The 23,687-nt window shown below is 68.8% G+C and carries 19 protein-coding genes; 12 read left to right on the forward strand and 7 right to left on the reverse strand.

Translation table 11 applies throughout. The features are described 5' to 3' along the window. Window positions 1-42: 42 nt before the first annotated feature. A complete protein-coding gene (locus tag ACFWUU_RS38980; RefSeq protein WP_380183503.1) occupies window positions 43-2,601 on the reverse strand; it encodes an MXAN_6230/SCO0854 family RING domain-containing protein in 2,559 nt (852 codons plus the stop codon). Between the two features lie 381 nt (window positions 2,602-2,982). Between ACFWUU_RS38980 and ACFWUU_RS38985 the strand changes: the two genes are divergently transcribed. Continuing rightward, window positions 2,983-4,221 (forward strand): MFS transporter, encoded by a 1,239-nt coding sequence (locus ACFWUU_RS38985; protein WP_380183505.1) that lies wholly within the window; start codon window positions 2,983-2,985, stop codon window positions 4,219-4,221. A gap of 78 nt (window positions 4,222-4,299) precedes the next feature. Here the strand turns inward: ACFWUU_RS38985 and ACFWUU_RS38990 are convergent, their stop codons facing one another. Further along, entirely contained in the window at window positions 4,300-4,488 is a 189-nt protein-coding gene (locus ACFWUU_RS38990; RefSeq protein WP_380183507.1) for a DEAD/DEAH box helicase, read from the reverse strand. Window positions 4,489-4,747: 259 nt separating this feature from the next. On the opposite strand from ACFWUU_RS38990, the gene ACFWUU_RS38995 reads away from it, so the two are divergent. Next, complete coding sequence (locus ACFWUU_RS38995; protein ID WP_380183509.1) at window positions 4,748-5,977, forward strand: diguanylate cyclase; 1,230 nt, start codon at window positions 4,748-4,750, stop codon at window positions 5,975-5,977. Here the strand turns inward: ACFWUU_RS38995 and ACFWUU_RS39000 are convergent. Then, window positions 5,967-6,941: a zinc-binding dehydrogenase gene (locus ACFWUU_RS39000; protein WP_380183511.1), complete on the reverse strand. Its 975-nt coding sequence runs from the start codon at window positions 6,939-6,941 to the stop codon at window positions 5,967-5,969. The two genes, ACFWUU_RS38995 and ACFWUU_RS39000, sit on opposite strands and share 11 nt — an antisense overlap. Before the next feature lie 104 nt (window positions 6,942-7,045). On the opposite strand from ACFWUU_RS39000, the gene ACFWUU_RS39005 reads away from it, so the two are divergent. The 3 genes from ACFWUU_RS39005 (at window position 7,046) to ACFWUU_RS39015 (ending at window position 11,867) form a co-directional block, all read left to right on the forward strand. Then, on the forward strand, window positions 7,046-9,922 hold the full coding sequence (locus ACFWUU_RS39005; RefSeq protein ID WP_380183513.1) for a DEAD/DEAH box helicase: 2,877 nt from the start codon (window positions 7,046-7,048) through the stop codon (window positions 9,920-9,922). Further along, window positions 9,915-11,213: an SWIM zinc finger family protein gene (locus ACFWUU_RS39010; protein WP_380183515.1), complete on the forward strand. Its 1,299-nt coding sequence runs from the start codon at window positions 9,915-9,917 to the stop codon at window positions 11,211-11,213. The genes ACFWUU_RS39005 and ACFWUU_RS39010 overlap by 8 nt, the downstream gene beginning before the upstream one ends. A 102-nt stretch (window positions 11,214-11,315) precedes the next feature. Continuing rightward, window positions 11,316-11,867 carry a hypothetical protein gene (locus ACFWUU_RS39015; RefSeq protein WP_380183517.1) on the forward strand — a complete coding sequence of 184 codons (552 nt, stop codon included), beginning with the start codon at window positions 11,316-11,318 and terminating at the stop codon, window positions 11,865-11,867. Window position 11,868: 1 nt separating this feature from the next. Here ACFWUU_RS39015 and ACFWUU_RS39020 read toward each other — a convergent pair whose 3' ends face one another. From ACFWUU_RS39020 to ACFWUU_RS39030, 3 genes are read right to left on the reverse strand one after another with little or no spacing between them, the layout of a single operon-like run. Continuing rightward, window positions 11,869-12,201 (reverse strand): iron chaperone, encoded by a 333-nt coding sequence (locus tag ACFWUU_RS39020; protein WP_380183519.1) that lies wholly within the window; start codon window positions 12,199-12,201, stop codon window positions 11,869-11,871. Further along, window positions 12,198-13,175 carry an SGNH/GDSL hydrolase family protein gene (locus tag ACFWUU_RS39025; protein ID WP_380183521.1) on the reverse strand — a complete coding sequence of 326 codons (978 nt, stop codon included), beginning with the start codon at window positions 13,173-13,175 and terminating at the stop codon, window positions 12,198-12,200. Before ACFWUU_RS39025 ends, ACFWUU_RS39020 begins: the two co-directional genes overlap by 4 nt. 48 nt (window positions 13,176-13,223) lie before the next feature. After that, window positions 13,224-14,027: a TrmH family RNA methyltransferase gene (locus tag ACFWUU_RS39030; protein WP_380183523.1), complete on the reverse strand. Its 804-nt coding sequence runs from the start codon at window positions 14,025-14,027 to the stop codon at window positions 13,224-13,226. A gap of 307 nt (window positions 14,028-14,334) precedes the next feature. Here ACFWUU_RS39030 and ACFWUU_RS39035 point away from each other — a divergent pair, with 307 nt between their 5' ends. From ACFWUU_RS39035 to ACFWUU_RS39060, 6 genes are all read left to right on the forward strand, one after another. Then, window positions 14,335-15,525 carry a hypothetical protein gene (locus ACFWUU_RS39035; protein WP_380183525.1) on the forward strand — a complete coding sequence of 397 codons (1,191 nt, stop codon included), beginning with the start codon at window positions 14,335-14,337 and terminating at the stop codon, window positions 15,523-15,525. Then, on the forward strand, window positions 15,522-16,139 hold the full coding sequence (locus ACFWUU_RS39040) for a hypothetical protein (RefSeq protein ID WP_380183527.1): 618 nt from the start codon (window positions 15,522-15,524) through the stop codon (window positions 16,137-16,139). Before ACFWUU_RS39035 ends, ACFWUU_RS39040 begins: the two co-directional genes overlap by 4 nt. Next, the gene (locus tag ACFWUU_RS39045) at window positions 16,132-16,800 is read left to right on the forward strand and encodes a hypothetical protein (protein ID WP_380183529.1); all 669 of its coding nucleotides are present in this window, start codon (window positions 16,132-16,134) and stop codon (window positions 16,798-16,800) included. Before ACFWUU_RS39040 ends, ACFWUU_RS39045 begins: the two co-directional genes overlap by 8 nt. Continuing rightward, complete coding sequence (locus ACFWUU_RS39050) at window positions 16,797-19,913, forward strand: chromosome segregation ATPase (protein WP_380183531.1); 3,117 nt, start codon at window positions 16,797-16,799, stop codon at window positions 19,911-19,913. The genes ACFWUU_RS39045 and ACFWUU_RS39050 overlap by 4 nt, the downstream gene beginning before the upstream one ends. 84 nt (window positions 19,914-19,997) lie before the next feature. Then, window positions 19,998-21,827: a glycoside hydrolase family 76 protein gene (locus ACFWUU_RS39055; protein WP_380183533.1), complete on the forward strand. Its 1,830-nt coding sequence runs from the start codon at window positions 19,998-20,000 to the stop codon at window positions 21,825-21,827. Between the two features lie 239 nt (window positions 21,828-22,066). Next, complete coding sequence (locus ACFWUU_RS39060; RefSeq protein WP_137257813.1) at window positions 22,067-22,714, forward strand: hypothetical protein; 648 nt, start codon at window positions 22,067-22,069, stop codon at window positions 22,712-22,714. A gap of 4 nt (window positions 22,715-22,718) precedes the next feature. On the opposite strand, the gene ACFWUU_RS39065 is transcribed toward ACFWUU_RS39060, so the two are convergent. Further along, window positions 22,719-23,189 (reverse strand): AAA family ATPase, encoded by a 471-nt coding sequence (locus ACFWUU_RS39065; protein ID WP_380183546.1) that lies wholly within the window; start codon window positions 23,187-23,189, stop codon window positions 22,719-22,721. A gap of 81 nt (window positions 23,190-23,270) precedes the next feature. Here ACFWUU_RS39065 and ACFWUU_RS39070 point away from each other — a divergent pair, with 81 nt between their 5' ends. Then, window positions 23,271-23,549 carry a helix-hairpin-helix domain-containing protein gene (locus tag ACFWUU_RS39070; protein WP_380183535.1) on the forward strand — a complete coding sequence of 93 codons (279 nt, stop codon included), beginning with the start codon at window positions 23,271-23,273 and terminating at the stop codon, window positions 23,547-23,549. The last annotated feature ends 138 nt before the right edge of the window (window positions 23,550-23,687 follow it).

Genomic DNA, 23,687 nt, shown 5'->3' on the forward strand with positions numbered 1-23,687 from the left:
CTCAGGCCCCTGCCAGACTCGCCCGAGCGCAGGGGCCGCGTCTCAGCCGGCCCGCAGAGTCGCCCGGGCGCGAGTGTCAGGCGCAAGTACGGCGAGCAGGTGCGGCGCGTCGATCAGCTCCACGCTCGCGTGGTCGAGCAGACGCGGATGCAGCGCATACACTTCCGCCCCCGAGCGCGGCGTGACATCACCAGCCAGAACGGCGACGAAATCGGCGCGGTTGGCGGCATCCTCGTCCCACCGCCGGTCAGGCTCCAACCGGGCCGTCACCCGCCGCGCGAACGCCGCAAGCTCCTCGGACGGCTCCCGCTGATACCCGACGACAGATCCGTCGGCACACCGTACGGCGATCTCGTCGGCGCGCGCGGCCGCGTGCCAGCAGCAGACCTCCCACAGGCTGACCCGATCGCCGGACCCGTGCACTTCCTCGAGCGTCGCGGCCATCAGCCCGAGCTGACCGCCGTACCTCGCGATGTTGTGACCGTATCCGGCCGCGCCCAGGTTCACGTCGTACCAGCGCAACTCTTTGGTCTGCAGGTCGACGCCGAACGGCATCAGGATCTTCGCCGGCCCGGACAGATCGAACCGCTCCTCGACCGCGGCCGGATCGAACAGGCCATTTGGTTGCCGCATCACCCCAACGAACCCGCGCGCCAACTGATCGAACGGTACGTCGTTGTAGCTGAACACAACCGGGAGCACGTAGCGCCCGTCGACCCGGCGCACCGCGCGCAGATCGATGTCCACGAACTCGGTGGACCCGTGCGGCGCCGGCGCGGACGTCAGGTCACCGGAGTGCACCAGCGCATCCTGGTCGAACCGCAGCCGCGTGTAATCGCAGAGCCCGACGAACGCCCACTCCTCATCGAACACCGCCACGGACAGATCGAGATCGACCCGCCGTCCGGCCGGCTCGATCCAATGCAGGAACAGGCGCAGCAGTTCATCCTGCGGGATCGGCACCGCACTCCCCCGCGTCATCCGCAGCAGACTCGAGGACGCGCTCCGCTCCGAACCAGGCGCCGCCAGCCGGGTCAACTCCTCGTCCAGGAACGCCCGCCGCCACCGCGGCAGATCCGTTGCCCGACGCAACATTTCACCGGTCAGTACGCCGGACAACTCGGTCGCCAGCTCGCTCGGCAACGGCTCGCGGTCGTCCACGGCCGTCCAGATGCGGGCAGTGCCGCCGCGCGGGAAGAACAGCCGCAGATCGCCCGGCGGTGTGCGGACTTGCCCGAGCGCGGCAGTGATCACCACCGGAGACACGTCCGAGACTGCGGTCGTCAGGGCCTCGACGAGCGTGACGTGCTGCTCGGGCGGAAGTACGCGCGCGAGGTGGACAAGTCGACGTACCAACTCGCCGGGACGCTCACGCAGCAGGTCCAGCGCCTGCTCCGGCCGCCCTTGGGCGAAGGCGCCTTCGACCCGCGAGGCGAACGTGCTCATCACGAGCCGCCCGTCCTCAACGCGAATCAGAGGATGCTGCGCGGCCTCACCCGCCACTGCCCGCCCGGCTGGAGTCCCGAGGTCCAGATCGGTCTGCCGAAGGACTGCGAACGCGAGCGCCGCGACCGGGAAACGGGTCGCGAACTCGAACGGGTGCAGGTTCTCCGCGATCCGCTTCCAGGCCCGCTCGTGGCGCAGCAGATCCTCGACCAGCGTCTCCGCCGGCAACCGGTCCAGCCGCCGCAGCACCAGCCGCCGAGTTGCCCGCGGCAACGACTTCCGCCGGGCCGGCGGCGTCCGCAGCCCGGGATCGGCGTCCATCAACGCGTAGATCAAACGCAGTACGTCGGTCGCGGTGTCGGTGCGATCGATCAGCTCCGGGTCGTCGGCGAGGAAGTGCGCGATGACGAGCGCCCGGGTCTCGCGGACCGGGATCTCGTCCGGCAGCCAGGACGGGTCGGCAGCGTCGAGCAGCACCAGCAGGTCAGCACGGTCCGCGCCCGACAGCGGTGCACGCCGCGCCAGCAAGATCTCGACCGTCTCGCGGGCTGAGTCGTCCGTTGCCGGCGAGAGCAGGCGCAAACGGTCCGACCGGACGTGGGCCGGCTGCTCCTCGTCGAACGACGGTTTGAGGAACGGGTCCTTGCGGTCGATCCGGCGCAGGCAGAGCGGGCAGGCGCTGAAGTCCGAGCCGTCCCAGCACGTCCGGCAGACCAGATGGGCGCACGGCGAGACCGGATGCACCGCCTTGGTATCGCCGCAGAGGACGCAGGGCTGATCGGGCTCCTGGAGGAGACGAGCGAACACCCGGTTCACGTAGAAGGTCTCGGTGTTGCCCGGCACGCTCTCCGGGAAGCCGCGGAACAGCGGCGTGTGGTGGGTGTCGTGACCGGACTCGGCGTCGAGCAGGTCGAGCAGTGCGCCGCCGAAGCCGGCGAGTGCGGGAGCCGACAGCGAGGCGCAGTACCGGTACAGGCCGACCGACAGCAGGAAGCCCCGCTGGATCAGGTCGGCCTGGAGCGCGGACAGTCCGGTCTGGATCGTCAGCGGACGGCGGAGCCATTGCCAGGCAGTACGGCGTACCGCCGGGGTCAGCGTGGTGACGTCGACGAGCCGGCGGCGGCGCAGCAGGACCTGCGCAGATTCTTCCGGCATGGCGTCTCCCCGGTGGCGTCGTGAGATGAAGGCACCAGGGGCGGAGAGCGGACGCGCTACTTGGCCTGGTGAAGGAGAAGGAAGCACGTCCAGGAGCCGCCCCTGGCACCGAGAACGCTACCGGGGCCTACCGACAGTTTCGGGGCCATACCGCCCCACAAAGAAGAGCTCCGGTAGCAGGGTCGGGGCCGCCCCGCCCAGACCCCGCTACCGGAGATCTACAGAGTAGAACGTTCACCCAAATACTGCGCTACCGGGTCCCCCAATCTGGACCCGAACTGGCACAGATGCGCCGCAAGTTATCCCTTGAACCCTTGCAGGACACAGAGTTGCTCACCCTCGGGAGGTGTCAGGCCACGGATTGTGGTTAACGTCGTAGGTATGTCGGTTGCGGCGGTCGAGCGGGCGCGCTGGCGTGACGTCTTCGGGCACGCCGAGTTCCGGGCGTTGTTCCTCGCCGGGGTGCTGTCCGTGGCGGGTGATCAGCTGGCGCGGGTGGCGTTGTCGGTGCTGGTCTTCGACCGGACCTCGTCGGCCGGGCTGACCGCGGTGACGTATGCGCTGACCTACGTACCGGACCTGTTGTTCGGGCCGCTACTCGCCGGCTTCGCCGACCGGTACCCGCGACGCACAGTGATGATCGTCACCGATGTCGCACGGGCGATTCTCGTTGCAGGTATGGCGATCCAGGCCCTTCCACTGCTCGTCGTGATCCTACTGCTGCTCGCGTTGCAGGCGTTCGGGTCGCCGTTCAACGCGGCGCGCGGGGCCACGCTGCCCGCCGTACTCCCGGGTGATCACTACGTGCTCGGCAAGGCCGCGAACGACATGGTCGTCCAGTTCAGCCAGGTCCTCGGCTTCGGCTTCGGCGGCGCTGTCGTGGTCGCCGTGGGGACCTCCGGCGGCCTGCTCCTGGATGCCGCCACCTTCGTCTTGTCGGCCCTCCTGATCACCTTCGGAGTACGCCGGCGCCCTGCTCCGACAAGTGGCACAGATGCGCCATCCGGGAGCTATTTGAAGGACCTGACGTCCGGCATCGCGCAGGTCGCCCGTACACCGAAGCTCCGGACGCTCGTCCTGCTCGCCACCATCGCCGGCTTCTACGTCACCGTGGAGGGTCTGGCAGTCCCCTACGCCCACGAGATCGGCTACGGCACCACGACTGCGGGAGTCCTGCTGGCCGCGAGTCCGGCCGGCTGCGTGGTCGGGATGTGGCTGATCACGCTGTGGTCGCCGGAGCGGCGGATGAAGCTGCTCGGCCCCCTGGCGGTCGCTGCGTGTGTTCCATTGGCTTTCTCTGCGCTCCAGCCGGGGCCTGTGGTGACGTTCTGTCTCTGGGCGCTGTCCGGCGCTGCATCGTCGTACCACCTGCCGACGAGTGCGGCGTTCGTCCAGGCTGTGCCCGATCATCAGCGCGGTAAGGCGTTCGGCGTCGCGGGGACCGCGCTGAAGGGCAGCCAGGGCCTCGGAATTCTGCTCGCGGGGGCGCTGGCAGAACCATTCGGGCCATCCGGTGCACTCGCCGTGATGGGCGTCACAGGCGCAATACTGGCGGCCGCGGCGGGCGCCGCCTGGGCGCGCGCCCGCCGAATCGACGACCATTCGGAGAATTACAGTTAGGATAAGTTCCGGGCCGCCCGGTTTATCTCGTGAATGAGTTATCCGGAATGTAAGACCCAGGTAAAGATTTACCTTTCGTCACCAATCGTTACCGCCATTGGCGGTGCGCGGTGCGAACCAGTCGTTACCGCCGCGGAGCCAGTCGTTGCCGCCACCGGTGAACCAGTCGTTCCCGCCCGCGAACCAGTCGTTCCCCCCGTGGAACCAGTCGTTGCCGCCGGTGAACCAGTCGTTGCCGTTGCCGGTGCCGCGCGTCGTCTTCTGCATGATTCTCGACCCTTCTGGAATGACCAACTGATGGAATGACCCGGACACGGGGGTGACCAGACGTGAACAGGTCGTTACGATGTACGCATAACCGCTCAGATCGACCGTGTGTGAGGCTCATATGATTCTGATCGGTCGGAGCAGCTGGGGGCCACCCCGGCAATGGAAGCTCTGGTCGTTGCCGAGGACCGCTTTGGCTTATGTGCTCGCGATTGATGTGATTGCGGTCACGATTACCACACTCGCGGTTCGGAGCACGGTGAGCGGGCCGAATTCCGGTGTGCGGCACTCCGAGTGGGTGGCATTCGTCGTCCTCGCCGTCGCCTCGACCCTGCATCTGGAGTGTGCCCGCGGAATCGAGCGCCGACGCGAGCTGGCGGCCAATACTTCACCGCACACGAACCTGAAGTGCCTGTGGATCTTCGCGGCCCTGCTGCTGCTCCCGCTGTCGCTGGTCATCCCGCTGGTCGTGCTGGCCTACGCCTACTCCTGGTTCCGCGTGTACGGGCGGACCGTCGCGCACCGCAAGGTGTTCTCCACGGCGACGTACATCCTGGCCAGCGCCGCCGCCGCGGCCGTGCTGCGCGCCGGCGGCCTGCTGACCGAGCCGCGGGTGCCGACGAGCCTCTGGTCACTGGTGATCGTCATCGCCGCGGCCGGGGTCTGGTGGCTGGTGAACTACGCGCTGGTGATCGGCGCCATCCTGCTCGCCTCCCCCGAAGCGACTGCGCGTGAGGCGCTCGGCGAGCTATCAGACCAGCTGGTCGTGTGTGCCGGGCTCGGGCTCGGTGTAGCGATCGCTGCGGTCCAGTCGTCGTACCCATGGGTCGTCCCTGTACTCATGGTGACGGTGATGGCGCTGCACCGCGATCTGCTGCTTCCGCAGTACCAGCGGGCCGCTGGGACCGACTCGAAGACCGGTCTGGCCACCTCGTCGTACTGGGCGAGCGCAGTGCCCGCCGAGCTGGCCCGTGCGGACACACTGCGCAGCACAGTCGGTCTGCTGATGCTGGACCTCGACAAGTTCAAGGAGATCAACGACACCTACGGCCACCCCGCAGGTGACGAGGCGCTGCGTGCGGTCGGCGAGGCGATCCGGGCCGAGGTCCGGCACGGCGACCTGGTCGCACGGGTCGGCGGGGACGAGCTGGCAGTGCTGCTGCCCGGCGCGTCCGAGACCGAGGTGATGGAGATCGCGGAGCGGATCAGAGCGCGGCTCGTCAGCCTCACGGTGTCGGTCGGTACGACGAGTGGCGGCACGGCAGCGATCAGCGGCGTACCGGCGTCGTTCGGTGCGGCGATCTACCCGCACGTCGCGAACACGATGGACCAGCTCGTCCTGGCCGCCGACGACGCGCTGCTGACGGCCAAGCGGTCCGGGCGCAACCAGATCGTGGCCGCCCTCCCGAACCCGCCGGCCGTCACGGACCACGTCGACCACCTGGAGCAGTCAGAGCGGTCCGACTCGGATCACCACATCAACGACTGACGCTGATCAGCGCCTTGCCTCGCAGGGTGCGGTGTTCCAGCGCCCGATGGGCGTCGGCGACGTGGTCCAGGTCGTAGAGCTGGTCGATGACCGGACTGAGGTCACCGGCGGCCGCGCGGGTAATGACGTCGGCGCCGGTGATTGTCGTGGTGGTCGAGTCGGCGCGGAGGTCCATGATGCCCTTCACGGTGACGCCGCGGCGCTCGGCTTGGGCGGGATCGATGGCGGCGAAACCGCCGCTCGGCGCGCCGTGGGCGGAGAACCAGCCGCCGTCCCTGACCACGCTGAACGCGGCCGCGCCGAGTTCGCTGCCGGCGCCTTCGAAGACGATGTCGGCGCCCCGGTTGTTCGTTGCCTCGAGCACCAACTTCTCCCAGGACGGCTTGCTGTAGTCGATCAGTACGTCGGCGCCCTGGGCCCGGCTCAGCTGGAGCTTCTCGTCGCCGCGAGCGGCTGCGATCACATGTGCGCCGGCCTTGTGAGCCAGTTGGATCAGGAGCAGGCCCATACCGCCGGCCGAGGCGGTGATCAGAACGTCCTTGCCGGTCATCGACGGTGCGAGTTGCTCGAGCATGAGCGCGGTCAACCCGTCGCCGTACACCGCGACCGCGGCCGGCAGGTCGAGCTCGGGTGGTACCTCGACCACGTCGGTCGTGGTGAGGGCGAGCTCGGCGTGAGCGCCGAAGCCGATCGTGCGGCCGACCACGGTCTTGCCGATCCAGTCGGTCGATACGTCGGGACCGACCGCGCGGACCCGGCCGCCGAGCGTCCCGCCCGGGACGTACGGCGGCTCGACGTCGAAGAACTTGCCGTGCTGACCGCGGCGGATCGCGGTGTCGACGAAGATGACGTCCGCGATCCCCACGTCGACGAGCATCTGGCCGGCTCCGGGCTCGGGATCCGGCACGTCGCGGGTCTCGATCACGTCCGCGTCGCCGAACTTGGTGACTACTGCTGCACGCATATCTGCACTCTTTCCGGTTGTCGTCGGGGTTCCGAGAGTGCAACCTCAACGTTGGTTCAGGTCAAGCTCGGGAAGTGTCGGTGGTCCGGCGTACTGTGCTGGGCATGCTCGACGCCGTTTTCGTCCCGGCCGACCCGCCGCGCGCGGGCCGGTTGGCGCTGTACGGCGATCTCGCCGCGGCCGGCGAGGAGGCGAACGGCACGGTCGAGCTCGTCCTCCCGCGCGGCTCGACAGTCCGCCGTACGACGGTCCCCGCGCGCCTGCTGTCCGTTGCCGAGGTGTTGGCTCGGCTGACAGCTCCGGGCGACGGCGGCTCGGGTGGGGTCGGTTCGGATCCGGGTGGGGTCGGCTCGAGTGCGGGTCAGGACGGTTCGCCTCGGGGGGTGGGCTCGGTTAGTTGGGGTGCCTGGCGGGCGGCTGGGTTGGCGGGGCTGGTGCTGATCGGGCGCGGGCGGCTGGTGCCGGATCGCAGTCCGGACGGGTACGGCGCGTGGCGCGTCGCTCCGCTCGATCCGCTGGACCGCGCGTGGCTGCGGAACCTGGGCGCCGCCATGCCGGCGTACGGTCACGCGCTGCCCATCGAGGGCACCAGGCCGGTCCGGCTCGTCGACCCCCAGCAACTCGTGCGTGCCTTCTGGGACGCGCTCGCCGACACCATCGTCCGTACGCCTTCGGCCGCCATCGCCGGGCGTCCCGGCGCGGCTCCGTTCGCGGCCGTGGACCCGATTGCGCTCCCCGGACCGTCGGGCTGGCTCGACGAGACCGCCCTCGCCGAGGAGGCCGGTGCCCGCCTCGTGCTCCGGATCGAACCACCCGAGCTGCCTGAGGAATCCTTCCGCGGCGTCCTGCAGTTGCGAAGCGGGCTCGACCCGAGCCTGCTGGTCGACGTCGCAGACATGTGGAACGCACCAGCCGCCGTACTGACAGCCCTCGGTGAGCGTGCGGAGACCGATCTCCTCCTCGCTCTCCGCCGCGGGGCTCGAGTCTGGCCTCCGCTGGGAGCCGCGCTGCGCGACGCGGCGCCGGAAGAGGTCGGGATCGACGACGTGGCGTTGGATGAGCTGGCCGAAGGGAGTAGCGAGCTCGAGGGCGCCGGGATCGAGGTGCTCTGGCCGACCGACCTCTTCGCGGGTGAGCTGGCTGTCCGCGGCTCCGTCGCTACGCCGACTCCGGGCGCGATCACCGGGCCGGACTTCAGTCTCAACGACCTGGTCGCTTTCCGCTGGCGGCCGACGCTCGACGGCCAGGATCTGACCGAGGCCGAGGTCGGTGCGCTCGCGGAAGCGAAACGGCCGATGATCCGGATGCGCGGCCGCTGGATCCGCGTCGACCAGGACGTCGTACGCCGCCTCCGCAACGGCTCGACCCGCAAACTCACCGGCGCCGAAGCGCTCGGCGCGGCGCTGACCGGGACGATCGATGTCGACGGCGAGCTCGTTCCGTTTGATGCGGACGGTTCGCTGGCCGCGATGCTCGCCCGGCTGCGGACGGCCGAGGAGCCGGCTCCGTTCACCGATCCGGTCGGCCTGCGCGCGACCCTCCGTGACTACCAGCGCCGCGGCGTCGCGTGGATGGCGCAGCTCGCGAATCTCGGCCTCGGCGGCTGCCTCGCCGACGACATGGGCCTGGGCAAGACGATCCAGGTGATCGCGTTGCATCTGCAGTTGGAGCGACGCGGCCCGATGCTCGTCGTCTGCCCGTCGACCTTGCTCGGCACGTGGGAGCGCGAGTTCGAGCGGTTCGCCCCCGACGTACCGACGCGGCGCTATCACGGCGCAGGCCGGACGCTCAGCGACATTGCGCCCGACGAGGTGGTGCTCACGACGTACGGCGTGGTGCGTCAGGACCACCGCGTTCTCGGCGAGGTGGCGTGGGGCCTGGTCGTCGCGGACGAGGCTCAGCACGCGAAGAATCCGTTGTCCCGCACGGCTCGCGCGTTGCGAACGTTGCCTTCAGCAACCAGGATCGCCTTGACCGGTACGCCGGTGGAGAACCGTCTGTCCGAGCTGTGGTCGATCCTGGACTGGTCGGCGCCGGGGTTGCTCGGGACGCTCGACCGGTTCCGCCACGACGTCGCCGTACCCGTGGAGCGGTTCCATGACGAGGAGGCGACTGCGCGGCTGGCTCGGGTGACGCGGCCGTTCCTGCTGCGGCGGAAGAAGAGCGATCCGGGGATCGCCCCGGAGCTTCCGCAGAAGTCCGAGCGCGATGTCGTCGTACCGCTGACTGTCGAGCAGGCCACGCTCTACCAGGCCGTGGCGAAGGAGACGCTCGCCAAGATCGAGGAGGCGGAGGGCATCGCTCGGCGTGGGCTGGTGCTCAGTCTGCTCACGCAGCTGAAGCAGGTGTGCAATCACCCGGCGCAGTTCCTGCACGAGCCCGGTCCGCTGGAGCGGCGCTCGGGCAAGCTCGCCGCGCTCGACGAGCTGCTCGACGTGATCCTGTCCGAGGGCGAGTCCGTGCTGATCTTCAGTCAGTACGTCGAGATGTGCCGGCTGATCGAGGCGCATCTGGCGGCGCGGCAGATCAAGTCGTTGTTCCTGCACGGCGGGATCGGGGTGAAGAAGCGCGAGCAACTGGTCCAGGAGTTCCAGGCGGGTGAGGCGCCGGTGTTCCTGTTGTCATTGAAGGCCGGTGGGGTCGGGCTGACGCTCACGCGAGCGACGCATGTCGTGCATTACGACCGTTGGTGGAATCCGGCGGTTGAGGATCAGGCGACCGACCGCGCTTATCGGATCGGTCAGGATCGTCCGGTGCAGGTGCATCGGCTTGTCACCGAGAACACGCTCGAGGACCGCATCTCGACGGTCATCAACGCCAAGCGCGACCTCGCGGATGCCGTGGTCGGTTCGGGTGAGGCGTGGCTGAGTGAGCTGTCGGATTCCGAGCTCACCGAGCTGGTCGAGCTGTCGACTACCCCGGCGAAGTCGGGCTCGGCGAGTGCGTACAACCCTTCTGCTGTTGGGAAATCCGATGGCTGATGAGGATCGGGTGCCGTGGCAGGGGTGGCGGCGGAAGGGGGAGGATGCCGGACTGCCGGCGGCGAAGGGGCCGGGGAGTCGGCGGCCGTTCGGGGCGACGTGGTGGGGTCGCGCGTGGTTGGAAGCGCTGGAGCAACGGGCTCGGCTTGATCCGGGGCGGTTGTCGCGTGGGCGGTCGTACGCGCGGCGCGGGAGTGTTGTCGAGCTGACGGTGAGTCCGGGTGAGGTTGAGGCTGTTGTGCAGGGCAGCCGCGTCACGCCGTACCAGGTGACGGTGCGGATCCGCGCGTTCTCGAGCGCCGAGTGGGACTCGGTGCTGGAGGTGGTCTCGGCGCAGATCGGTCGGGTGGCGGCGCTGCTGGATGGTGAGCTGCCGCCCGAGGTGATCGACGACGTGCGCGACGCGGGGCTCGAGCTTCTGCCCGGTGCTGGTGAGGTCCTTACGCACTGCACGTGTCCCGACTTTGCCGTTCCCTGCAAGCATTCCGCGGCGGTCTGCTACCTGATCACGGACGCGCTGGACGACGACCCCTTCGCCCTGCTTCTCCTCCGCGGTCGCCGCAAAGACGAGCTCCTGGCCGCCCTCCGCACCCGCCGCGGCTCAACCGCCGCACCAGTCGTCGCACCCCGCACTCCTCCCCCCGCCGGCATCCCCGCAATAGCAGCCTTCGCCCGCCACCTGACAGCCGGCCCAGCCCTCTCGTCGACGCCCGCCTCCTCCGAGCAGGATGCTCGGCGTGCGGCGGGGCCTGTGCCTGTGCCCACACCACCTAGACCGCTGGGAGCTCCGGGAGTGCCTGCGGCGGTGCGGGTGCTGGATCCGCCGCGGTCGTCCGGCGTCGACGTACGAGATCTGGTCGCACTGGCAACCGACGCCGCCCAACGCGCCTGGGAGCTGGCATCCGGCGACGGAGACGGCGGCCTCAACCTCACCTTCGAGCAGGACCTGGCCCGCAGAGCAGCCAAAGCCCTAGGTACGCCGGACCTCGCCGACCTGGCCCACCGCGCCCGCATCTCCTCCCGCCAACTAACCACCTGGGCCGTCGCCTGGCGCGAAGCCGGCCCCGGCGGCCTCGCCGTAACCCTCGACGAGCCGCACGACGTCGACCCAGAAGCCCTCACCGAAGCCCTGGAAGCCCTCCCCAACGCCACCATCGAGTCCAACCGCCTGACCTCCGGCAAACTCCAACTCCGCCTGGGCCATGACAACCTCTGGTACCGCTTCGACCAAGCCTTCAACGACTGGACCCTCACCCGCCCACCCGCCGCCGACCCCCGCGACCTCCTCTAAGCTCCCCCGACGTACGTTCCTGGGGAGGGTGCACCACCGCCGTTGGACCGCCGCGGCAGCAGGTTTCCGCGTCAGTGCGCCGCTCGCAGACAGCACGGCGGAGTGGGACCAGGCTCGTGGGCGGTCAACCCAGCGGCAGCCGCCCCTTGGCTCGTGTTCCGCGCCGGCAACAGTCCGATCGAGTTGCGCGTACTGAACGACGGCTCGGGCACGCTGGACGAACTCCGATCCATCGCGCAAACGATCCTCACGCTTCCCGGCGGACTTCCCACCGCCCCGGCGGTCATCGCGCAGCCTGCGTGTGCACGCGGTACTGCGGCCGCCGAGAAGTTGCTCGGCGAGAAGGCGGTGCTGCGACGAGACACCGTGGCTGACGGCTACCTGTCATGCCAGTGGGGTTCGGCAACAGGCTCGGTCGCGGTCCGATCCGGCGGCCAGGGCTCGGATCCTTCGCTCGACTTCGGCTACATGAAGGACAGTCCCTACGCGCACCCGGTGAGCGTCGGCGCCGAAGGCTGGCAGCAAACAGGCGGCCAACTGGTGTTCCGCACCGCCAAGAACGCATACGTCGAACTGCTCGCAACGCCCGACAGCATCCTGCGCCCAGCCGGAATCGTCACGCTCGCGCGGGCGATCGCGCCGGCGTACGCCTGAGTCAACGGGCAGCGACGAACGCCTGCGTGAGGCGGGTGATGAGGTCGTACGGGATCGGTTTGTTGAGGGGGAACTTCAGCGTGCCTTTGCCGGAGCGGTACGGGTCGATCGCGATGGCCAGGGCGTCGTCGAGGGGTGGGAGGGGGTAGACGGCGATGTGCGCCTTCCAGCCGCTGAAGTACATCAGTGGCTTGTCGTCGAGGGTGATCGTGGGGATCTGGTAGCTGATCTTCTCGCCGGCCCCGGGTGCGGCGGCGTGGATTGTGCGGCGTACCTGTTCCAGGACCTCGCGGACTTCCTCGGGGAACGACGCGATGTACTCGTCGACTGTCATGCGCGGCGCAGGGTTGTGTGTTCTTCGAGGGCTGGGATGAGGTTCTCGGCGATTTTGGTGTGGCCGGCGACCGTGGGGTGGACCTGGTCGGTGCAGTCGTCCTCGGTGATCCAACCGGTGGAGTCGATGTAGATGAGGTTGGGGTCGTCGAGGGACTTCACCGCGGCCTGGATCGTGTCAGCGTGTTTTCCGTTGAACGGTGACAGGGACACGATCGTCGTGTCCGGGTACGCCGCGCGCACCCGCCGTACGTAGGCCGCGTACTCCTCGACCTCCAGCGTCGGATCGTTCACGCCGAGGTTGATGACGACCACGTCGGACGGCTCGACGTGTTCGGCCGGTGAACCGGCGAAGTTCCAGCCGAACGAGTCGACGCCGGCGGGCACTTCGCCGTTCCCCGGCTTGCTGATCCCCTGGCTGCCGAACCCGACCTGGTACGACGTCGCGCCGAACGCCCGCGCGGTCAGATACGCGTACGTCGTCGTACCGTCCGCGCCCTCGGACTCCGGGTGCACGCTCAGCGACCGCACGCCCTGCGTGATCGAGTCGCCGTAGAACTCGATCCGCGGACCGCTCGGCCGACCGCTCAACCGGAGCCGCGCGTTCACGTCGAGCACGAGGCCGGCGAACACGACCGCGCACTCGAACGGCGGGTTCCACCGGTTCGCGTGCTCGTTCACGTCCTTGACCACGACCTCGACCCGGTGCCGCGCGTCCGGCGCAGACAGCTCGACGACCGGCCCCTCGATCACGTGCAGCTTCGGCTCGCCGTCGTCCACCGTGATCCACAGGTGCGGCGCAACCGTGAGCCCGTCGGTGTCGAACAGCAGCTGCAGCCGCTCACCGGCGTACGAGAACGAGATCCGCGAACCGGAGTTCACGGTGATCGCCACACCGGGCTGGTGACCCCACTGTCCTTCCAGGACGATGCGCGGATCGGACGGGGCGACGACCTCGCCAGGCTCGAACGGCACAGCACACTCCTTGTGATCGGGTTTGCTGTGCCATTCTGCCTGGCGAGCTCACCAACCGGCCTTCCGAGCCCGCGCCTCGAACAGCAGGATCCCGGCCGACAGCGCGACGTTCAGCGAGTCCGCCTGCCCGAGCATCGGGATCGACACCGCGTCGAACCCCTCGGCATGCCACTCCCGCGACAGCCCCGAGCCCTCCGAACCGACCACGAACGCCGTCGGCCCGTCGTACTGCGGAACGCGATACGTCCCCGTTGCCGCCGGGTCGGCGAGGTGGACGCGGAAGCGATGATTCCGCAGCCACGCCGCTGCGGACGGGATGTCGTCGAACTCCAGGATCGGCATCGAGAGGACGGTGCCGCGGCTCGCGGAGTACACGGACGGATGCGTCGGCCGGGCCCGCCTGCTCGTCAGGACGAGGCAGTCGGCGTTGGCGGCGTCCGCAGTACGGATCAGGGTGCCAAGGTTGCCGGCGTACTCGACGCCGTCGGCGACCAGCACCAGCGACTCGTTGGTGAACTCGAACGCGTGCGGCCGCCATTCCGGGAGACGCGCGATCGAGATCAGGCCGTCGGACCTGGTCTTGCGGGAGAGGCGGGCGAGCAGCTTCTCCGAGATGCGGTACATCTCGGTGGCACGCTCCGCGATCCGATGGACCTCCGTCGTGGCGACCTCGGGGCACCAGAAGAAGGCGTCGATCGAGGCCGCGGTGGTGAGTAGGCGGTCGTGTTCCCAACTGCCTTCGACCATGATGCGGCCGGGTGAACCGTCCTTCCGCAGGGTCAGCAGGTCACGGACCCGGGGATGTTGGGCGCCGATGGAACGCGCCGAGTGGGCGAATGGGTGCACAGTCATGTGCAAGCTCCGAAAGGAGAGAATCAGCAAGCGCGCCGGGGACCCTGCGACAGGGTCCGCACCGGCGGGGCGACGCCCAGGGGGCGCCGTGGTACTGACGCGGCCTGTCGACCGCGTCAGCCAAGGATTCTCATCACATCTCGGATGGTAGGCAGCAGCGCTCGGGACGTCATCCGGTTTTCCACAGCACCACCTGCGATCCGGTTGTCCACAGGCCGGTGGCGGGTGAGTTTTGGTCTGTCGGTGCGGGTGGTTAGAGTCCTTTTCTCTGGTAGCCCAGCTGCTATCACACGGGAGGGAGCACGGGATGGACGCGACATTGCTCGACGCCGAGGCCGAGGCGGCCGTGCTGCGCGTCTACCGTCAGGTCTTCGCCGTGCTCGCCCGCGAGGCCGGCGCGATGATCGTCGACCCCGACCTGCTCGACGTCGACCAGGCCATCCTGGACGCGTTCGCCGAGGCCGGCAGCGACGGTCTCACGGTCGAGCAGGCCACGCTCGCCTGCCGGGCGTACCCGCACGACATGATCGTCCGCCGCTTCGAAGTCCTCAGGCAGTACGGCGCGATCACCAAACTCGTCGACCGTCCGAACGAGTTGCGCCACCGCGCCGCGTTCGCGCCGTACGTGATGCTGATGTTCCTGCGCCGGATGTCCGTCCAGGGCGGTCAGGCCGAGCTGCACCAGCTGCTCACACTCGAGGCGCACAGCGTCAGCGATCCGCAGGCGACCGCGGACGAGGGCAAGGCGTCGATCGGGCGGATGACGAAGGTCTTCCGGCTCCTCGGCAACGAGCTGGCGATCCTCGTCTCGACGAGTACTACGGCACAGCTCCGCGAGAACGCCCAGCTCGCGTGGGGCAACGAGCGCCTGATCGAGCAGGCTGAGAAGGTCCACCGGATCGTCCTCGAGCGCTGGCCCGAGCTGCATCGCGACTGCACTTCGCTGCGCATGGCCCTCGCCGCGTACGCCGACGCCGTACAACTCGCCGCCGGCCGCTTGGTCGAGCGAGCCGGTACGACGAGGGCGCTCGGGCTGCTGCCGATCGAGACCTGGCTGACGTTTACCCGGAGCAGCGAGCCCGATGCGCTGGCCGCCGTACTGGATGGTCTTCTGTTTGACGCTGCTGCGCCGGACTTCTCGCCGCAGACGATGGTGGAAGCGGTCGATACCGGCCGCCGGTCCGGTAGCGCTCGGATGGCGCCACCGCGCCCGACCGCGGATGCCGACGCGCCAGAGTCCGCTGCCGCGACGGACCGCGAGGACCTGCGCGCGGAGGCCGAGCGGGTGTTGGCTGGGCGGCCCGAGGTGGACATCGTGGAGGTCGTTGATCAGGCCGGCGACTGGATCACCGCGCGACGCGTGCTGGCCGAGCTGACCGCGGCGCACTTGCACGACGAGCTTGAGTACGAGCTGGTGTGGTCCGACGGTATGCGGATCGATCCGACCGCAGGGACGCCGTGGGCGACCGAAGGTGTCTTCCGCCGGGTGGCGCGATGAGCACGGAAGCCGTTGAGCGGCGGCTCTACAACGCGATGTGGTGGGCGAAGGTGCAGTCTGCCGGCCCACTCGAGATCGACCCGGAAACGCCCGCCGTCGCCGGTCTTACCCGCGCGACCTCGCCGGACGGATCGACCGTCTGGCTCGTGCCGACGCTCCCGTCAGGGGCGGGGCACAGCGTCCTCGAGGAGCTCGGCGCTCCCCCGGTCGCCGTCGAACAGCCGAACGAGACCGCCCGCCTGCTCGCGATCTGCGTCACCTGCTGCTGGACGGACCGCAGCGCTCCGGCCTGGCCGGGTGTGACCGGCACGCTGGCCCAGATCAGATCCGTGTACGCCGGGATGCGCGGCCGCGCCGAGCAGTCGAGCGATCTGACCCTGATCATCGGCAGCCTGCGCCGCCTGCACGCCACGCACTGGATCCGGTGGGACGAGAAGGCAGCCGAGGTCCGGCTCGGCCCGCGCGTCATCACCTGGACCGCAACGGACCTCTCCACGCTTCGCGACCTCTGCCGCCACCTTCCGGAGCCGCCGCCTGCCGTGCTGTCCATCAAACCTCCCGCCGCGCCGGCCGCGGACGATGCGCAGCTGGGCGCGGAGGTGTCGGATGACTGAGCAGCACGCGTTGTTCGACTCGTTGCTCCAGGACCTCAGCGATCGCGCGCGCGACGAAGTGCTCGCTGCTTTCAGCGCAGTGCAGTACGCCGCGCACCCGGTCGCCGAAGTGCAGCTGGCGGGACTCCGCGACGTGACGCTCCGCCGCCAGGTGCAGCGGATGCTGAAGCTCATCGGCCGGACGCTCGTCCACGTCGACGGCACCCACTGGACCGCCGGGTACGACGACGACATCGCGGCGAGCCTGGTCGCGCAAGGCTGGCAGCCGTTGTCGGTCATCGACCGCGCAGTACTCGTGCTGGTGCTTGTCCACTCCGTCGCGATCCCCCGCAGTGAAGGCATCCTGACCGGCGACAGCTGGAAGTCAGCGCGACCCACGACCGTCGACGAGCTGCGGACGACGCGGATCAGCGGCGAGGAACGACGCCTGTCCCTGCAGCGATTGCGTGCCGCCGGGCTGATCCAGCTCTCGGGCGATCACTCGGGCGGACCGTCGTACATCCCAGGTCCTCAGCTCCAGCGGCTGACACCAGCAGCACGTCGACGATTGCAGGACCAACTGATCCTCGCCGCTGCGCCGGCCAGTCCGATCGCCGAAGCCATCCGCGCCCGCAACGGCGTTCCAGCAGCAGATCCAGTAGCAGTAGGAGACGAAGCATGAGCGCCGCAACCGAGGACGGGCCGTTCGACATCCTTGGCTCCAAGGTGCTGCTCGGGGTGCAGGTGGTCGACCTGTCGCGCCTGTCGACGCACCCGATCCCGATGATCGGCCGCGGCCTGATCACGGTCGCCGGTCAGGGTCCGACCGACTCCAACGGCGCCGGCAAGTCGTCGTGGATCGCGGCGCTCAGCCTCCTGCACGCCGACGACCAATGGCGCCTCACCAGCGGCGCTCCGGGCGCGGCCGAGCTGCTGTTCACCGCGGAAGCGGCCGGCCAGGAAGGCAACTGGTCGAACGTCGACCGCGGCTATATCGTCGGCGTCTTCTCCGACCCGGGGCTGACCGACCTCGACGAGGTCGAGGCGGCCGCGATCACCGTCTGGATCCGGATCAACCGCAAGGCGTCGTACATCGATCTCCGCTGGAAGCAGGGCCTGCACATCCCGTACGGCGCGACCGAGGCCGAGCGTGCCGCCGGCGCCGACGCATTGTGGGCTGCCCTCCCGCACTCGAACGGCCGCACCGATTTCCACGCCAACAAGCTGTCCCAGGTTCTCTACGGCGGTCAGGTCCGCTGCGTCTCGTTCCTGTCGACGTCGGTGCGCTCCAGCCCGACCGCCAACCTGCTCGCCGAGCCGCTCAACGAGCTCGGCCCGGCCCGGATCTTCAACGCGATCGCGACACTCACCGGTCTCGATCACGAGCTCGAGCAGGAGCAGGCGCACCGTTCCGCCGAGCACACCCAGCGCGAGGCGACCAAGCAGGCGACGGCCGACCTGCAGCGCTGGGAGCAGGAGATGGCGACCGTCGAGGCGGGCATCCTGCAGCGTGCCGCCGCTCGTGAAGCGCTCGCGGCAGCCAAGGAGTCCTGGCAGGCCCGCAACGCCCGGCACCTGATCGACGGCGACGCCCGCAACCGCGAGATCCTCCAGGAGCTCGGCGTCCTCGACGAACACGTTGCCGAGCAGGAAGCCCGGAGGGAAGCTGTCGACTCGGAGATAGATGCCTTTGGCAATGAAGAGGGCATGCTCCGGGATGTCCAGCTGACCCGGCAGGAGCGGGACAAGCTCGACGCCCGCGACCGCGAGCTCGACCTGGCCCAGCGTTCGGTGCGCGAGCAGTTGGAGCGGCTCGGCCAGGAGCATCGGCGGTTGGTCGAGGCAGGTCGTTCGGCGGATGGGCGTGACCTGGCCGCGGCCGCTGAGGAGCAGGCCGAGGCTCGTGAGGTCCTCGAGGAGCACATCGGCCGTGACCACGCCGCGCGCGTGGCGGTCGAGCACACCGAGGCTGAGCTGCGCGAGGCCGAGAGCGGCCAGACCGTGTCCGCGACGCAGCAGCAGGTCCTGGAGACCGCGGGCATCGAGTGCGGCGCGCTGACCGACATCACCGAGTTGCCGGAATCCGACCGGGCCGAGTGGGAGCCGCGGCTCGCGCCGTACCGCGAGGCTGTGGTCATCGATGCCGGTGACGCGACCGTCGCGACGACCGCGCTGGCCGACGCCGGGTACCCCGGATTCCTGCTGGTACTGGCGAATCGCCCGGACGCGCCGAAGCTGCGCCGTGGGCCGAAGTCGGCGGACGAGCGGTTCACGCTGGACGGATTCTTCGCGGCGCTGGGCGAACGCGCGACGAAGGAGAACATCGACGAGACCGCCGGTGTCGTCGCGGTCGGGCAGTTCGACGAGCCGATCACCGGCCGGACCGCCCGGATCCAGGCAGCCGGGCGTCGCGTGGAGGCGGCCAAGGCCGCCCGCGCGGTCGCGTCTGCCGCGTTGGATCAGGCGCGATCCCGGGTCGAGCAGGCAGAGCGCCGTACGGCGGCTGCCCAGGCGCTGGCCGACGCGGACGCGGTCCAGGAGCAGATCCTGCAGCTCCGCGAGACCATCGACCGGCACGAGACCGATCGGGACTCGCTCGCGCCACAACTCCAAGCAGCAAAGGAATCCGCGGAGGCTGCAGCCGGCCAGCAGTTGGTGCGCGACGAGCGCCTGAAGAACCTCGAGTCGACCCGACGCGACCACGACCGCATCCTCGACGACCTCACCGGCCGCCGCCTCGCGCTGCTCGAGGAGCAGACCGCGCTCGACCTCACCACGCGGACCACCGCCTGGGGCGGCACACCCGCGGAGGCGGAGGAGTTCATTCTCGGACTGCCTGACGACGCACAACGCCGTACGACGGCCGACTGGAATCACCAGGCCTGCACCCAACTGGACGACGTCATCCGCCGCTGTTTCCCGAACGCGCGTTCGCGCGAGGAGATCCCGACCGAGCTCTGGGAAATCCTGAACGGCCCGGACGGCTGGACCAGCGGCACTCTCGGCGACCGGGTCGGTCTGGTCCCGGCGCTGCATCGGACGCTGAGCAGCCACCTCGCGCAGCACGAGACGTTCGACAGCCTGCAGCAACAGCAGATCGCCAGTCAGCGCGCCGAGCGCAACGCCGCACTCGAGCGAGCCCGCGAAGGTCTGGACGAAGCGGAGAGCACGGCTCGTGCCCACCGCACGTCCCTTGCCGACGGCATCAAAGCGCGACTTCGCCTGGTGTCGCAGGAGTTCGACCGCCTCGACCAGCAGTACGGCGGGTACGGCGCGAAGCTCGAGTTTCCCGAGCCCGACCCGCCGGCCGAGCCCGACAAGCCGTGGCGCTGGACGGTCACGCCGAAGTGGCGTCGTTCCGAGGGCGGTCCGTTCTCCGCGTTCAACGTGAAGGGCAACACCGCCCAGATGGACGAGAAGGCGGTCAAGCTCGTCTGCGCCGCGGCGCTCGCCGGAGGTTCGGATCGTCCGCTGCTGCTGATCCTCGACGAGCTCGGCCGCAACCTCGGTTCGCAGCACCGCCGCGAGGCAGTCGCGCTGTTCGAGCAGATCGGTCGCGACCGGAACATCACGGTCATCGGCGCGCTGCAGGACGACATGGAGCGGTACGCGCTCGCGTCGTCCCGGCTGTACGTCAAGCTCCGGCGCAGCTCGGACACCATGGCGTACAACCAGGCGCCGGTCGTGAAGGGCAACGAGGACAACGCGGCGCGGGTCGAGTTGCTGCGCGAGTGGATGACGTCGTACCGCGGCTCCACGCCGACCCTGGAGCTGGCCTCGCCGACGCTCACGTAGTTCTCGTGGGCTCTTGACCTGACCGCCGCGGTCCGGATACTCACGAGATGAGAGCGCTCTTCCTACCGCCCCAGGGAGATCCACATGCCGTCAGGCCGTGCTTTGCTGACCGCGGTTGTCTTACTTGCGTTGCCTGCCGGCACGCTCACGGCTGAAGCACGGGTGCAGGCGGACCAGGTCTGCTCGGTTGCGTGCGACACGCTCGATCCGTCGAAGGCGCAGGAGGAGACGTTCCCCGTGCCGGAGAAGGTGATCAACGGGCGCCACGTCGTACTGCATGTGTCGGACAAGGACGCGATGGCGTGGGGCAGCATCGACGGCGGGGCGACCAATGACGCGGTCTGGCTCGACCGTAGCTGGGACGGCGGCGCGAGCTGGGACGGTCTGCTCGGAAAGGCGTGGATCCCGTCCGGGTGGACCGGCACTCGCACGCTGATGTACAACCTTCCCGATCCGGCCGGCCACCGGCGCGGTCTGATCCGTGCGTGCGGCGACGCGGCCGGCGTCGACTGCACCGCCTGGGTACACGCCTCGGTCTGCGCGGCGGCCTGCGACGGTAGCGACGGACCGTCGGGCGACAACCAGCCGGCGCCGTCGACGACGCTGGCCAACCGCACGATCTCGCTCCACCTCGACAACCGCGGCATGGCCTGGGGAACGATCGCCAACGGCACCGCAGGCGACGAGATCTGGCTCGACCGCTCCTGGAACGAAGGCGCATCCTGGCCCGACGGCTCGTCGCTCGGCCGGACCAGCGTCGGCTCCGGCGCATCCTCGACGAGCACCCGGCTGTATGCGACAACCGACCCACTCTCCAAGCTGTACGGCGGCGCCGTCCGCGCCTGCGGTCGAGCCGTCGAAGGCCAGAACGGCAGCTGTACGGCGTGGGTGCGGCCCGCCTCCGATCGCGCCGGTGCAGCCGCCGAGGCGTTGATGTACTCGTACCAGCCGAACACGGCCTGGTGGCTGTCGAGCTGGTGGAACTCAGCGGTCGCGGTGACCACGCTGATGGATTACCAGCAGCGCACCCGCCGCACCGATCTGCGCTGGATCGTGAACGAGGTGTTCGAGAAGAACAAGGGTGTCTTCCCGGCCGGCCAGAAGAGCGGTGATGCGCTGGAGGGGAACTTCATCAGCCGCGCGATCGACGACACCGAGTGGTGGGGCATCGCCTGGGTCGAGGCGTACGACCTGACCGGTGATAGGCGGTACCTGGACATGGCGGTCACGATCGCGAACTACGTGCAGGGGTACTGGGACACGGGGACGTGTGGCGGCGGCGTGTGGTGGGACCGCGAGCGCACGTACAAGAACGCGGTCACCAACGGGCTCTATATCCGGTTGGCGGCGGCGCTGCACAACCGGCTGGCCGGCGACACGGTCTGGTTGCAGCGGGCAACGACGGGATGGAACTGGTTCCGCGCGAGCGGGATGATCAACTCGGCCGGGCTGGTCAACGACGGCCTGACCGGATCGTGCACCAACAACGGGCAGACGGTGTGGACGTACAACCAGGGTCTGGCCATTGGTGGTGCGCTGGAGCTCTGGCGGGCGACCGGCGACAGTTCGCTGCTCGCCGCGGCGCGGCAGTTGGGCGATGCGGCGATGTCGTCGCCGCTGCTCAGCCCGGGCGGCATCCTCACCGAGTCGTGTGACGCGGCCGGGAACTGCGACGACAACCAGAAGCAGTTCAAGGGCGTGTTCATGCGGTACCTGATGGATCTGGCCGACTCCACGAGCGACGCGACGTACCGGACGTATGCGCAGCGGCAGGCCGACTCGATCTGGCAGAACGATCGCGATTCGCTCAACCGGCTCGGTCAGCGATGGGCCGGCGGCGGCGCCAATGTGCGCGACTGGCGTACCCAGGCGAGCGCGTTGGGCGGACTCCTGGCGGCAACCGCCAAGAGCTGAATTCTTTGACAGTTGTCCAGATTTCGATGGGTGGCTACCAAAATCGGACCCCGGTGCTGACCACTGACCGGTGGGTACAGCAGACTGTTCCAGTGACGCCTCCAGAGATCGATCTCACCCGCTCACACCGAGTAGGCGGACCTCTGGTCAAGCGGTTGTATCACGGCGTACCGTCACCTGCGTCCGGCGTCGCAGTGTCACCTCCGCAGAGCCGACCGCCTCATGATCGGAGGGCGTGAATGGCTTCCTGGCTGCTCCGCGCCCAGTGGTCGCACCGTGACGAGTCCGTCGAGCATCGCGCACTCCGCGTCGGCCGTACGCTGACCGCGGTCGCCGTCGCGTTCCCGGACGTCCACAACTGGACCCAGGACGAGCGCTGGGGTTACCACGTCCTCGAGGCCGACGCCTCGACTCCGCTGCAGGAGATGGTCGAGGCCACCACGAAGGTACTCGCGAACGGCACGAGTACGACGCGCCTACACCTGCAGAGCACCGGTGAGCTGCCGTGGCTGTTCGACCTGTCCATGGGCGGGACGATGACCACCATCTCCGACCAGCTCACTCTGCACTGGAGCGACGAGGATGCGCTGAGGCAGTCCGAGCGCTTCGCCCAGGTACTGCGTGCGGTCGTCACGATCTGGGAGCCCGACTGGGCGAGCATCGCCGACACCGAGCTCGCCGCCGCGGCCGGCGTCTTCCGCCGCGGCATCCCGATGATGGGCTGGCTGACGTACGTCCGGGGCATGGTGGCCGGTGCGCCCGGCATCGACATCACGCTCACGCCGTACGAACGCGGCACCCTGCTCCAGGCGCCGGTCTCCCCCATCGACCTAACCCCGGTCCACATCTGCGCCGCAGCCGCACTGGTCGGGATCGCGCCCGAGTAGACGGCTAGCTGGTCACCACCAGGTGTCGATCCCAGCGCTGGACCTCTTCAGCCGTCGGCACCTCAAACTTGGCGCTCCACTCCTCCAGCTCCTCCCGGCTGACCCTGAACGTCGCAGCCGGCAAGTCCGCATTCCGCTCCTCCAGCCGCTCCCACAAGGTCTGCAGCGGAAGATCCAGTACGACGATCTCCGCACTGGCGCCTAGTTGTTGCGCTCGTGTCCGGAACAGATCCCGCTCCTCCTCGGACCAGCAGCCATAGTCGAGGATCACGTCGACCCCGAGCTCAAGTGCCCTCGCGGCAACGCCCCAGAGCATCTCCGACTCGAGCACCCATCGGCGTCCGTTCACCTCACTGGTGTGGAACAGGGCTTCCATCCACTCGTCCGGCGTCAACCGAATCGCTTTGCGCTCCTCCTCGAGTCGGCGAGCCCAGGACGTCTTGCCGGCACCCGGCAATCCAACGATCAACACCATCACAGCCACGCACAGATCCTAAGTGGCCGGATGTCCGATCCGTTCAAGACGCGATGGGTGACGCCGAGGCATGGTCGAACTATGCCAACGAAGCAACCTAGTGATCTGACTAGCCTCATGAACGTGGGCGCCGCGGTAGCCGGCTATCTCGGGCGCGTTGGGATCACCCAGGTCGACGATCTGGCGGGCCGGGATCCCTTCGAGATCTACGAAACGCTCTGCGAACGGGACGGCGTACGCCACGACCCATGCCTACTGGACACGATCATGTCGGCCACAGACCAGGCCAACGGCAATCCAGCCCGCCCGTGGTGGTCCTACACGCCCCAGCGCAAGCAGCTCATTCAGGAGCGGCGCTAGCCGCACGAAAACTGCCTGTAGATATGTTAAGGGCCACCCCAGTTGGGGTGGCCCTTAACAGTGTGAATGTCCGGCGGCGTCCTACTCTCCCACGACCTCCCGGTCGCAGTACCATCGGCGCTGGCGGGCTTAACTTCC

Origin of the sequence: Kribbella sp. NPDC058693, from assembly GCF_042715335.1 — a bacterium.
GTDB lineage: Bacteria > Actinomycetota > Actinomycetes > Propionibacteriales > Kribbellaceae > Kribbella > Kribbella jiaozuonensis.